Genomic DNA, 13,643 nt, shown 5'->3' with positions numbered 1-13,643 from the left:
TCGGGTTTTGGGGAAAAGGGAAAGAAAAAACCTTTACCCTTTACCCTTTTCCCCAAACCAAATTCCGAGTTCAAAATACTTAACCGAAGAGTATTGCAACTCTACGCCCTCAGTGAAATTGATAATTGAGAAATTATAGGTATTTATGTCTGATTCATTTGATGTTTTGTGGTTAAGTGCCAGTTCTGTTTTACAGCGTTTCGACCAACCATTAGTTCGATATTTATCTAGGCATATGAGAATTGCCCATTGGGAATACCAGCAAAGTAAAGATGAAGGTAGTTCCATAGACCAAGCTGTAGAGTTGTTGTACGAATTTTTAGAATACTGCGATCGCTCTGTGCATTTAGCAGGACACGGTATGGGTGGTACGGTAGCTTTAAGCTTTGCTCGGCGGTATCCTCAAAAAGTGCGATCGCTAGCTCTACTGGCGGTAGCATCTCAACCCGCCAACACTTGGCACGCTCACTATTACTTTCAACGACAACTTTTTAGCATCAGCCGCGAACAAATTTTGGCAAGCAGCGCTCGCAGTCTTTTTGGAAATCAACCACCTCAAACTGCTAAAAAGTTAGTAGCTGCCTTAGATAAAGATTTAGAACAATCTCCCACACCACACTCTTTGTTTAAGTTAGTTTATTTGCCTAAAGGTGGAGTTTCTATGCCAATGATGATATGTGGTTCTAAGACAGATCCAATTGTTAACTCACCTGCATTGCATGACTGGATGAATTGGTTAAAACCAGAAGATAAACTCTGGGAATGCCCACAAGGCTATCATTTCTTTCACTACTTTTATCCCCAAGCGGTTGGTGAACAAATTTTGAGTTTTTGGGAACGCCACGATTTGCATTTAGTAGAAGCATCTGCACTATCTTTTAGCGCTTCCAAAAGTTAGTTTTTAAGAAGAATTTAGATAAGATATTCATCTCTGTCATTTGAACGCCAATTTATACTAGATTCTGAGCGGAGCAAAAGAAACGTCTCCGGCTCAGCTTCTGAATTCATAATTATGCTGTAAGTTTTCAAAAAAAACTGCTATATGGCAATCCTATCGCAGTTGTGAAAGATGCTTTTTTAACGAACCACGGAGGCGCAGAGAACGCAGAGAGGTTAAGAAGAGATATTTTGACAAATTATTTAGGACTGCTATGGCAAAAACTTATATTTGCTAGTAGTTCAGGCGTTAGTAATTAATACTAACGCCCTATTTGTGCTGCTTAATTTTTTCTTTATTTTAATAATTAAGTTTTGTAAAGAGAATTAGCTAATAGAAAATATTTTCAATAAACTAAATTTGTAATCTCAATTATTGCGAATAAGTTCAATAAGATTGATGCCTGATGACATGCAATTGACTTGGAAGAAGCTCTCCAAACAGATTAAAAGGCTTCATCTCCAAGCTGATGGCAGGTGGTTTGCTCCACTAACAGGAGATTTCACTTCTGAAATCAGAACCAAATAATTGAGTATTATTAGCAACAACTACGAGCTAGCTTAACAATGCAGACATACGGCAATCCCAACGTCGAATTTGATTGGTGGAATGGTAACGCCCGCTTCGCCAACCTTTCTGGCTTATTTATCGGCGCTCATGTGGCACAAGCAGCGCTGACGACACTCTGGGCTGGGGCATTTACATGGTTTGAAATCTCTCGCTACAACCCTGATGTCCCGATGGGGGAACAGGGACTAATTTTGCTACCCCACTTAGCCACTTTGGGTTTTGGTGTGGGTGCAGGTGGTCAGGTAATCGATACCTACACCTATTTTGTTATCGGCGCTTTGCACTTAATTTCTTCAGCAGTGCTTGGCGCAGGGGCACTTTTCCACACCTTCAAAGCTCCAAAAAACTTAAAAGACGCCAGTGGTAACGCTCGGAAATTTCATTTTACATGGGACGACCCGAAAAAACTTGGCATTATCTTAGGACATCACTTAATTTTCTTAGGAATAGGTGCTTTACTCTTGGTAGGAAAAGCGATGTTTTGGGGAGGAATATACGACTCCACAATTCATGATGTCCGAGTTGTCACTGAACCTACTCTTAACCCCTTCGTTATCTATGGCTATCAAACCCACTTTGTGAACGTTAACAACTTAGAAGATTTAGTTGGCGGTCATATATATGTAGGTTTATTACTCATTGGCGGTGGTATTTGGCACATCCTCATAGAACCTTTACCTTGGGCGAAAAAGCTTTTAATCTTCTCCGGCGAAGCGATTCTTTCTTATTCTTTAGGTGGTATTGCCTTAGCGGGATTTGTTGCAGCTTATTTTTGTGCAGTGAATACCTTAGCTTATCCCGTAGAGTTTTATGGGTCTCCTTTAGAAGTAAAACTCGGAGTTAGTCCTTATTTTGCCGACACAATTAAGTTACCTAACGGTGGTCATACTGCCAGAGCATGGTTAGCAAATGCCCATTTCTTCTTAGCTTTCTTCTTCCTGCAAGGTCATTTGTGGCACGCACTACGAGCAATTGGCGTTGACTTTAGCCGAATTGAAAAGGCCTTAAATACCATAGGTAGTGAGCCGTGAAATAATTTTGGATTTTGGATTGTGTAGTGCTTTAGAAAATCCAACTAACTGTAGTGTCTTCGAGAGACAGATTGACTAGGCAAATCATTCTGAATTCTTCCATTAACTTTCGCTCAACCCTAGCTAAATAAACTCCTATGCCTGCGGTGGAAACCAGTAGACTGCGGGCATTTTTTTGAAATTTTTATGAGGATAACTAATGTTAGCTATGATTTTGTGTGCCTTTTGTACTTGGACAATTATAATTCTATTTGTTTCGAGTGTTTGGTTAACTTTGAATAAAGGGATAATTCATTTAAAAAGACTGCATCAAATTCCGTGTTCTAGTTGTGATTATTTCACCAATAATTACCGCCTCAAATGTACTGTACACCCGGTAAAAGCTTGTTCTGAACAAGCGATTGGTTGTATCGATTTTGAACCAAAAACTTCTGCCTGTAATGCTTGCCAAAAGGGACGGCGAAAGCTTTGTTGAATAGTTTAGCAATATATTGAAGGGGCGCGATCGCACTTATGAAATTGAGGTGTGATGGGGTGCGTAGCTTGCCGCCGTAGGCATCGCTAATAATTTTTTCCTCTCAGGCACTACGACTTAACTTATAGTTAGGAATAGGCTGATTGCTAATCACTGCATAGAGAACATCTGGATCGAGGTCGGCTCCCAATCGCCATTGTATTGTTCCTACTTCATGGTTTAGTTCAACCTGAGCAAAATATTTGGGATCTTGCAAAGGTGCAAAAACACCCGTAAATTTAGTTAGCTTACTTATATCAACTATTCCTTCCACCTCGTCTTCAAAATGGATATATATTTGATAGTTTTCTCTGCGTTCCACTGCAATAATATCTTTTAACATAGGATAGTTTTAAGGAAATATTGCCAACTCAGTTTCCGGGTCGAAAAAGTGAATTTTCTCTGGAGTTAGCGATAACCAAAGTTGCTCGCCAACTTGTACAAATCGGTCTGGTGGGATTCGCACTTGTAGATAATTGGCTGTAGTGGCAGGTTTAGATCCCGGTTCGGCAATCTTAACAGCGAGAAAGGAATCGTTACCCAAATTCTCTACCAAATCCACTTGCACTGGTAGATTTTTAGTAGCAGGCATACTCAAGTTTAAGTGTTCGGGACGAATCCCTAAAATTAAAGTTTTCCCATCATATTTTTGTAAAGCATTTGCCCAAACTTCTGGAAGTGTGAAACGAAACTGGGCATGAGTAATCAACTGCGGGGCATGAAATTCTACAGGAATAAAATTCATCGGTGGCGAACCAATAAACTCTGCAACAAAAAGGTTAGCAGGACGATTGTAAAGTTCTAATGGAGAAGCAACTTGCTGAATTTTACCCTCAGACATAATCGCAATACGATCGCCCATCGTCATCGCTTCGGTTTGGTCGTGGGTAACGTAAATCGTAGTTGTCCCCAATTGACGCTGCAATTTCACAATTTGGGCGCGGGTTTCCGCCCGCAATTTAGCATCTAAGTTAGAAAGCGGTTCATCCATTAAGAATACTTGGGGGTCACGCGCGATCGCTCTTCCTAATGCAACTCGTTGTCTTTGTCCCCCAGATAGCTGTTTAGGTAAGCGATTCAGCAATGTTTCAATTTGCAACAGTTGAGCAACACTACGCACCTGTTCATCTACTGCCCGTTCTTTGTCAGAAACATAACGCAATCCTTTAGGTAACTTTCTTGTCGCCCCCACGAGGAGATTTTCAGCAAAGCTGGGGAGTGCGTAGAGACGCGATTCATCGCGTCTGTGGGGAGTGGGGAGTGGGGAATGCTGATTTTCCGCATTCCCTAATTGCCGGCGTCGTAGACCAAAAGCAATGTTGTCATACACCGTCATGTGGGGATAGAGGGCGTAATTTTGAAACACCATTGCGATGTCGCGTTCCTTGGGTGGTAAATCATTAATCAACCGATCGCCTACCCAAATATTACCTCCAGTCATTACCTCTAACCCGGCGATTAACCGCAGCAAGGTACTTTTGCCACAACCAGAAGGGCCTACCAGCACCATAAATTCCCCATCTGCGATCGTCAAGTTAATCCGCCGCAAAACATTGACGCTTTCTGCACGTTCTCGCGCCGCATCAGTTTTTTCCCCAGGTTGGAGTGGGGATTGAGCTTGTGAAGTCACACTTTCCCCCTGACGCGGGGAAAAACTTTTATAAACGTTTTCTAAAACAACTTCGGCCACAGCTAATTATTTGATTAAGAATGGGGCATTGGGCATGGGGCATGGGGCATGGGGCATTTACAAATGACTAATGACTAATGACCAATGACTAATTAGCGCCCATAATACACGTTCTATCTAAATACGAAAAGTTAAAAAAACAGCTTACACCATAAAAAGCAAACTACCCTGAGTTTGAGGGCTGTTAAGAGGTGTTGTTATGACTACCCATATACCCGCTAATTCTTCTCAAGACCCAAACGTTAACCCTGCTCATGACATTGTAGACGTACAAACTACGGATTGCTGCATTGTGGGTGGAGGCCCAGCCGGGGCTGTATTAGCCTTGTTGTTAGCGCGTCAAGGCATTTCTGTGATGCTATTAGAAACACATAAAGACTTCGATCGCGATTTTCGTGGCGATACAATTCATCCATCGGTGATGGAAATTATGGAAGAATTGGGACTAAGCGATCGCTTGTTAGAACTCCCCCATACCAAAATCCGCCGTCTGAGTATTCAAACTCCTGAAGATTCTGTCACATTAGCTGATTTTAGTCATTTAAAAACCCGCTACCCCTACATTACGATGCTTCCTCAGGTGAAATTCCTAGAGTTCATTACCCAAGAAGCCAAAAAATATCCTAGTTTCCATCTGGTGATGGGTGCGAATGTCCAGGAATTAATTACGGAAAATGCTGTGATTCAAGGTGTCCGCTATCGTGGAGGCGGTGGCTGGCATGAAGTCCGGGCAATCCTCACGGTTGGTGCAGATGGTCGTCACTCCCGTTTACGAAACTTGGGTGAGTTTGAGTCCATTGAAACTTCGCCGCCAATGGATGTTCTCTGGTTCCGCTTACCCCGTCAGCCAGGAGACCCTGAAGGCGGAATGGGGCGCTTTGGTCAAGGCCACATAATTGCTATGCTTGACCGTGGCGATGAGTGGCAAGTTGCCTATGTTATTCCTAAAGGCGGCTATCAAAAACTACGGGTTGCGGGTTTGGAGGAATTAAAAAAATCTATTGTTGAAGTGGTACCGGAATTCCAGCAACGTATTGCAAATTTACATGATTGGTCACAAGTAGCCTTTCTCTCAGTCGAGTCCAGTCGCGTTAAACGCTGGTATCATCCAGGATTGTTACTCATCGGTGATGCTGCCCATGTGATGTCTCCAGTTGGTGGAGTTGGCATTAACTACGCAATTCAAGATGCTGTAGTGGCGGCGAATGTACTCAGCAAACCACTCAAGAACCGACAAGTCCAACTGAATGACCTCGCAAAAGTACAGGGTCAACGGGAGTTGCCCACACGCATCATTCAAGCATTTCAAACTTTTGTCCAAAAGCGGGTATTTGCTCCCGTTCTCACCTCAAATCGCACCTTTGTACCACCTGCGTTTTTGCGCTTACCTGTCTTGCGCGACCTCCCAGGAAGGCTGATTGGCTTGGGTGTTTTCCCAGTTCACGTGAAAACTTAATTTTTGCTGAGAATTTTTGATATGTTAGCAATGGGTGGTACAATTATACTACTAAAATGCAGAATTCAATGCTCATCCCAGTCAGGCGGAAGTGGCGAACAGCATACTTAATGCCGTTCAAAGCGATCGCTTGGCTTTTATGCTAAAAATGGAAGTCAGAATTCTGTGTTCTTCTTCAAACATATCTAGATATTAATTGGCACTATATAGAAAAACCCCTCTTTTTAATCGCGACTTTTTGCAGTCAGTTATTTATGGGTAAATCTCACACAAAACTCAACAAAATGCATCTTACCCACTTTGTACAAACGCGATTAATCGCGTCTCTACCGATTCCCCACTCCCTATTTTCAAGTCAGGAGAAATTTTAATGAACAGCTGCGTTTTAATGGCAGAAATTATTAACGAGCCACAACTGCGCTACACAGCAGATAATCTGGGAGTCACGGAAATGTTAGTACAATTTCCCAATTCCCAGAAACCAGAAGATCCGCCAGCAACTCTAAAAGTTGTTGGTTGGGGGAACTTAGCAACAGAAATTCAGCAAAACTATCACCAAGGCGATCGCGTTATTTTGGTAGGACGTTTAAGTATGAATACTGTTGATCGTCAAGAAGGTTTTAAAGAAAAACGCGCTGAATTAACAGTACAACAAATTCAATCTGTTGCAAGTAGTTTTAATACTACATCCTTCTCGTCAACGGTAACTCCATCATTTACTGAAACTTCCCCGCGACAACCATCACCATCTCGTCCGGTAGAGACAAATATTCCCACTTATGAGTCGCAACGTCCAGCACCCACGCCAATTCCAAGTCCGGTTGGCGTTACTCCCCCAGCGACAAGTTATGAACCCGTACCCCAACCTGCAAATTACGAGCGAACCACTTATCCAGCAGTAAAACAAGAAGAACCAGATCCAGATGATATTCCCTTCTAAAGTTGGCAGTTCAATTTGCTAAATAACATTAAGATTAGACAATTTCTACAAATAGCCATCCTTTTGGATGTGCTTTTTTTTGTCTGCATTAACGCTTTGTTTCTTGTCGTGAGATATCGTTTAGCTTGATATAGGACTAGTATTTGATTTTTGAAATTACTCGTAGAGGCAGAGAACAGGCAATAGTGAAGAAGGGGATTAGAAGTGTACGGATTTTTTTCAGAAATCAAACCGGATTCCTATATAAAAACTGATAACAGAGATGCACAAAGGAGGTTTTAAGTAAATCTCTACAATGAGTGAGTTAATTTTCCTCACTATGGTGGATGTAACAGTTTGCCGTCGCGAGTTAATTTTTTAACTCTAAAGGCTTCAATAAATAAACTTGTGAGACAATTTTTCAACCTTATAATATGGGGACTTTTTTTAAGTAATTTTATTGGTATTAATGTTTAAATAAATACATTTAAACTAATAACTTAAAATACATTGAAGGTTTGTTAATTAACACCAAAAACTAGTTATTGGTACTTTACTTATGTATATAGCTGTATGGCCAGGGAATGTATATCCTTTAGGTGCTACTTGGGATGGAAAAGGCACAAACTTTGCTGTATTTTCAGAGAATGCAACAGGTGTAGAACTTTGTTTATTTGATGCCGATGATAATGAGATCCGGGTATCTTTGACAGAAAAAAACAATTTCGTTTGGCACGCTTATCTACCAGGAGTAGGGCCAGGTCAACGTTATGGCTTTAGAGTACATGGAGCTTGGGCACCAGAAGTAGGTCATCGCTTTAACCCTAATAAACTACTAATTGACCCCTATGCCAAAGCAATTGATGGTGAAATTAATGATACTTCAGCTATCTTTGGCTACTCTTTGGATGCTCCTGAAAAAGACCTAGCTTTTTCCGATTCAGATAGTGCCCAAATTATGCCCAAGTGCATTGTTATCGATGAATCCTTTGATTGGGGAAATGATGAATTGCTGCGTAGACCGTGGCACGAAACCATTATTTATGAAACTCACGTTAAAGGCTTTACCAAGTTACACCCAGAGATTCCAGAAGAATTACGCGGTACTTATGCTGGGCTGGCACATCCAGCGGCAATTCAATATCTCCAGCAACTAGGAATCACAGCTGTGGAATTGATGCCTGTACATCAGTTTTTATCTTCTCCAGGATTTTTGGTAGATAAAGGACTCAAAAACTATTGGGGTTACGATTCCATCAATTATTTCACACCCTACTCCGGTTATAGTGCCAGTGGAACTCAAGGGCAACAAGTAACTGAGTTCAAGCAGATGGTCAAAGATTTGCACTTTGCTGGAATTGAGGTGATTTTAGATGTAGTCTACAACCACACTGGTGAAGGCAATCATTTAGGCCCGACACTTTCGTTGCGAGGCATTGACAATGCTGTGTATTACCGCTTGGTCAAAGATGATCCCCGCTACTACATGGACTTTACAGGCTGCGGTAATTCTCTGAATGTGAGTCATGCCCAGGTTCTAAAATTAATCATGGATAGCCTGCGCTACTGGGTCATAGAAATGCATGTTGATGGCTTCCGCTTTGATTTGGCTTCAGCATTGGCGCGAGAACTATATGAGGTAGATAGCCTAGCAGCTTTCTTTGACATTATTCATCAAGACCCAGTACTAGCAGATGTCAAGCTAATTGCTGAACCTTGGGATTTGGGAGAAGGAGGCTATCAAGTAGGGAATTTTCCTTTACGCTGGTCTGAATGGAATGGCAGGTATCGTGATACTGCACGGGATTTTTGGCGTGGTGAAGATAATAGTCTCGGACAATTTGCTTACTGTTTTACTGGTAGCCCCGACTTGTATCAAACAAATGGACGCAATCCCAATGCAAGTATTAATTTCGTGACTGCTCACGATGGCTTTACCCTCAACGATTTGGTCAGCTACAACCAAAAGCATAACGAGGCTAACGGAGAAGATAGCCGAGATGGAGAAAGCCATAACAGATGTTGGAATTGCGGCGTAGAAGGGGAAACTGATGACTTAGAAGTAATCCGCTTGCGGGAGCGCCAACGACGGAACTTTTTAGCAACTCTCATGCTGTCTCAGGGTATACCCATGTTGCTAGGAGGGGATGAAATTGGGTGTACTCAGAAGGGCAACAATAATGCCTACTGCCAAGACAATGAAATTTCCTGGCGTGACTGGGGCTTACAAAAGTCAAATGCAGAGCTATTAGACTTTACTCGCGAACTGATTAATTTCCGTCATCAGCATCCAGTATTCAGACGGCGTAAGTGGTTTCAAGGTCGGCCTATTCACGGTTTTGGTATCAGCGATATCGGTTGGTTTAATGCCGATGGTACTGAGATGACCGAAAAGCAATGGCTAATTAGTTATGCCAAAGTGATGGGAATCTTCTTAAATGGCGAGGGGATTGTCACTCCCGGTTCCCGTGGCGAACGTATTATTGATGAGAGTTTTCTGCTATTTTTTAACGCTCACTACGAGATGATTGAGTTTACCTTACCCGATGTTTTCAACGATAGAAAATGGGAAATGGTGATTAACACAGACGAACCTCGCTTTGTCAGACCAGGGAAGTTTATTACAAGTTATCAAACTGTGCCAGTTATAGAGCGATCGCTTATGGTCTTACGCCGTGTAATTTAGTAACATAAAACTTACACATTCCTTAGGGAATAACGTAGACGCAAAGCAGCTTGCTGTAGGTGTGTTAGCCGTATATTCCCAGATGGTTTGTCACAAAAAATTTCATCAAACCGCCTAACGCACCGTGTATATTGTGGTGCGTTAGGCTAAAGCCGTAACACAATGGCAGTTAGGAGCCTACGGTGTACACACAAGTCAAATCCAGTTTTATTCCAATACGCTTGGGATAAGCCAGAAAGCCCTCATGTAAAGACGCGATTTATCGCGTCTAAAAGACTGACACGTTACACAGACGCCATAAATCGCCGTCTCTACAGAGAATTTACTCGTCAATTATTCGTTCACAGACTACTATTTCCGATTTGTGTGTACACCGTAGCCTTAAAAAGGGGGGCTAGGGGGAATCGGTAAGTGCAAAGATACTAGCCAACCACTTTTCAAACAACCTCTAAGATTTACTTTATAAATAGCCTCTAAGGAATGCAAAAGCTAAGATTACTCACATACACATCAAAAGTACTGTTAAAATCCAAATAATTTTCAGTTAAAATTCCTACCCGACTCCTATGAGAGAAACTGTCCTAGAGGTTCGCAATCTACAAGTTGAATTTCCCGGTGATGGCAATATCGTCAGAGCTTTGGATGGTATTTCCTTTGAATTGCGTCGAGGTGAGACTCTAGGAATAGTAGGAGAGTCAGGAAGCGGAAAATCAGTCACATCCTTAGCAGTGATGGGTTTGTTGCAGACTCCCGGTAGAGTGGCTGGTGGTGAAATCTGGTTTCGTCCTCAGGAGAACGCCAACCCCATAGATTTAGTAAAGTTACCGCCTGAGGAAATGCAGCTACACCGTGGCGGCGACATTGCCATGATTTTCCAAGAACCGATGAGTTCGCTCAATCCGGTTTATAATATTGGGTTTCAGCTAACAGAAGCGATTATGCGGCATCAAAATGTCTCAGCTGCCGAAGCAAAACAAATTGCGATCGCAGGTCTGCAAGAGGTAAAACTTTTACCTAGCGATGAAGATATCCAACAGCAGTATATCGAAACTTGGCACCAAACCAATGCCAATTCATCCAAGCCAGATACACCAAAGTTGGCACAGTTGGTTAAAGAACATAAAGAAGCCATGCTGGAACGCTACCCGCATGAACTTTCTGGAGGTCAGTTGCAACGGGTGATGATTGCAATGGCAATTTCTTGCAACCCATTAATATTAATCGCCGATGAACCAACCACAGCTTTGGACGTAACGGTGCAAGCAACAATTTTGGAGTTGTTGCGAGAATTGCAGCAAAGCCGTGACATGGCGATGATTTTCATCACCCACGACTTGGGGCTAATTTCCGAAATTGCCGACCAAGTAGCGGTAATGTATAAAGGCAAAGTTGTCGAATCTGGTGCTTCTAACCAAATTTTTAGCAATCCCCAGCATCCATACACTAAAGGCTTGATAGCCTGTCGCCCCACACTTGAGCGCCGTCCCCAAAAATTACTCACTGTTTCCGACTACATGAGTGCAGAAGAAACACCTACGGGACAACTAGTAATTCAGGCGAAAGAACCCGCACAACCTCTACAAGTCACCAGCCAAGAGATTGCTGCAAGATTGGCAAATCTCGATGAAAAGCAACCTCTGTTGGAAATTCGCAACTTAAAAGTAGGTTTTCCAGTACGTGGGGTATTTGGTGGTACAAAACGCTACAGTATGGCAGTTAATGGCGTTTCCTTTGATGTCAAACCAGGGGAAACAGTGGGATTAGTGGGAGAATCTGGTTGTGGCAAAACGACCCTTGGTAGAACTTTGCTGCGATTAATCGAACCAATGAGTGGTCAGATTATCTTTGACAAACAAGATATTACTAGCCTCAAAGGACAACCGTTACAAAAACTGCGCCGGGAAATGCAAATAGTTTTCCAAAATCCTTTTAGTTCCCTTGACCCACGGATGAAAGTTGGAGAGGCGGTGATGGAACCGTTGTTAATTCACTCTGTTGGTAAGACAAAACAACAACGACGCGAACGCGTGGCCGAACTTTTAGAACGGGTGGGTTTGAGTGCAGATGCAATGAACCGCTATCCTCATCAATTTTCTGGCGGTCAACGCCAGCGGATTTGTATTGCGCGTTCTTTGGCATTAAATCCCAAATTTATTATTTGCGATGAATCAGTTTCAGCGCTGGATGTTTCAGTGCAAGCGCAGGTGTTAAATCTGCTTAAAGAATTACAGTCAGATTTTCAGCTGACTTATATTTTTATTTCTCATGATTTGAGTGTAGTCAAATTCATGAGCGATCGCATTTTAGTTATGAATCGCGGTCAAATTGTCGAACAAGGCACAGCCGAGAGCATTTACCAGGAACCGAAAGAAGAATACACACAAAAATTAATTGCTGCAATTCCTACCGGGAGTCCCGAACGCGTGCGAAATCGCCAACTAAGGGCGTTATAGAAAGTACTTAGAGGCTGCTTGAAAAGTATTGGGTCAATAAGTCCATTTCTGAACTAAGGATTTGTCTGAGCTTCCGCCCAAATCGCGTTCTGAGATTGCTTATAAATTAACCTTGTAATAATAATTACTAAATATTACAGAAGTCAGACTTCGTTTTCATTGAAGTCTGACTTCGAGTTTTGATGTATGAAGTGAGTAAGAGGTAGCGTTACAGACCTCATGAGAGATAGTTATAACTTAGGATAAGGCTAAAAAACAGATACAAAAAGCATTCCAGCAGTTCAGATATGAGCCAATATGCCTGGGTTAGAGACAAAACCTTAACCTAAATTAACCTAAATCTAAGTCTATTGTTTATCATTTATACCTATATATAGATTGACAAATTTGTTGCAATCGTAGATGTATTTGGCAATTTAAATTAGCAAATATCGATTTAGTGATATCACTGAATATATCCTGCATCAGACAGATGATATACCTGTATTTATTCGGTAATTATGGATAATATTAAAAATTATTTGCTACCGTTTTTTCTCTAGTGTCAAATATTTTTGTGTGTAACTAATATAGAACAATCGAAAACTACGAATGTCTATCACTGTTTTTGCAGTTTTGTATTCCATATCACAAATTATCAATTACATCAAGATAATCGGGCTAAAGGCTTTGGAGGGTGTTATAATTACGAAGTATCTAATAGATACGTTATTCTAATTAATCTTTAAGCAGCGAAAAAATGTAATCTATAATTCTGCTTTTAAAGACTATGCTTATGCAATTAATTAGATAGTACAGTAAAGAATTGAAAATCTCGATCGCCAAATCTAAGATGATATATTTTGGGGTAACTTTGTATTAAAAATGAAATGTATAAAAACGGTATTATGACAGTTACAAAAGTGGTTTAGCTACTTTAATGCTACACATCTTACAATTTAAAACTAGCTAAAATAGCATCAAAACTCTTTTAGTAGAGTAGACCTACACAACGATCCGAATAACTTCAATATTGTATGAATTCAAATAGTCCGTCTGCCAGTTCTGCCGACACATACTCACATAGGTTGGCAGACATTGTGGGAACTGCGATCGCTCTGTTGACTCTTACCTTACCCGTATTTGTCATCGCGCACTATTCTTCAAATGATGTTCAAAATAACCAGCAACCCGCGATCCAAAACCTGCAAGAAGCTAAAGATTAACCAACAAGATGCAGCACTAAACAATGGGCGCTAATTTTTAACACTGTTTGACTCAGGCTCACTTTGTCTGAGTGCTGTAGAGGGCAGATCCATACTACCCTCTTGGAAAAAGCGTTGCGAGGAAACTTCGCAACGCTTTTTCTATTGTTGGGATAATTGAGGGGAGTGAGGAGGTAGGGAGC

10 protein-coding genes are annotated in these 13,643 nt (G+C 41.6%); 8 read left to right on the top strand and 2 right to left on the bottom strand.

The features are described 5' to 3' along the window. Positions 1-145: 145 nt before the first annotated feature. The 3 genes from ACM0OY_RS16050 (at position 146) to ACM0OY_RS16040 (ending at position 3,013) form a co-directional block, all read left to right on the top strand. Positions 146-898, top strand: coding sequence for an alpha/beta fold hydrolase (locus ACM0OY_RS16050; RefSeq protein WP_414569840.1), 753 nt, complete (start codon positions 146-148; stop codon positions 896-898). A 605-nt stretch (positions 899-1,503) separates the two neighbouring features. Beyond that, positions 1,504-2,538, top strand: a complete 1,035-nt coding sequence (locus tag ACM0OY_RS16045) for a chlorophyll a/b binding light-harvesting protein (RefSeq protein WP_414569839.1) — start codon at positions 1,504-1,506, stop codon at positions 2,536-2,538. A 199-nt stretch (positions 2,539-2,737) separates the two neighbouring features. Continuing rightward, on the top strand, positions 2,738-3,013 hold the full coding sequence (locus tag ACM0OY_RS16040) for a hypothetical protein (RefSeq protein ID WP_414569838.1): 276 nt from the start codon (positions 2,738-2,740) through the stop codon (positions 3,011-3,013). Positions 3,014-3,116: 103 nt separating this feature from the next. On the opposite strand, the gene ACM0OY_RS16035 is transcribed toward ACM0OY_RS16040, so the two are convergent. Together ACM0OY_RS16035 and ACM0OY_RS16030 are read right to left on the bottom strand one after the other, a co-directional pair. Beyond that, positions 3,117-3,395 carry a DUF2442 domain-containing protein gene (locus ACM0OY_RS16035; protein ID WP_414569837.1) on the bottom strand — a complete coding sequence of 93 codons (279 nt, stop codon included), beginning with the start codon at positions 3,393-3,395 and terminating at the stop codon, positions 3,117-3,119. Positions 3,396-3,404: 9 nt separating this feature from the next. Continuing rightward, entirely contained in the window at positions 3,405-4,742 is a 1,338-nt protein-coding gene (locus ACM0OY_RS16030) for an ABC transporter ATP-binding protein (protein ID WP_414569836.1), read from the bottom strand. A gap of 199 nt (positions 4,743-4,941) precedes the next feature. Here ACM0OY_RS16030 and ACM0OY_RS16025 point away from each other — a divergent pair, with 199 nt between their 5' ends. From ACM0OY_RS16025 to ACM0OY_RS16005, 5 genes are all read left to right on the top strand, one after another. Then, the gene (locus tag ACM0OY_RS16025; RefSeq protein WP_414569835.1) at positions 4,942-6,198 is read left to right on the top strand and encodes an FAD-dependent oxidoreductase; all 1,257 of its coding nucleotides are present in this window, start codon (positions 4,942-4,944) and stop codon (positions 6,196-6,198) included. A gap of 370 nt (positions 6,199-6,568) precedes the next feature. Continuing rightward, positions 6,569-7,138: a single-stranded DNA-binding protein gene (locus ACM0OY_RS16020; RefSeq protein ID WP_414569834.1), complete on the top strand. Its 570-nt coding sequence runs from the start codon at positions 6,569-6,571 to the stop codon at positions 7,136-7,138. 538 nt (positions 7,139-7,676) lie between these two features. Further along, a complete protein-coding gene (gene glgX, locus ACM0OY_RS16015) occupies positions 7,677-9,803 on the top strand; it encodes a glycogen debranching protein GlgX (RefSeq protein WP_414569833.1) in 2,127 nt (708 codons plus the stop codon). A 566-nt stretch (positions 9,804-10,369) separates the two neighbouring features. Next, entirely contained in the window at positions 10,370-12,256 is a 1,887-nt protein-coding gene (locus ACM0OY_RS16010) for an ABC transporter ATP-binding protein (protein ID WP_414569832.1), read from the top strand. A 1,016-nt stretch (positions 12,257-13,272) separates the two neighbouring features. Then, on the top strand, positions 13,273-13,461 hold the full coding sequence (locus ACM0OY_RS16005) for a hypothetical protein (protein WP_414569831.1): 189 nt from the start codon (positions 13,273-13,275) through the stop codon (positions 13,459-13,461). Positions 13,462-13,643: the final 182 nt, after the last annotated feature.

This window comes from Nostoc sp. CCY 9925, from assembly GCF_963920935.1.
Taxonomy (GTDB): domain Bacteria; phylum Cyanobacteriota; class Cyanobacteriia; order Cyanobacteriales; family Nostocaceae; genus Nostoc.
Note: the sequence above shows the minus strand (reverse complement) of the source record. Positions and strands in the feature narration are given on the sequence as shown.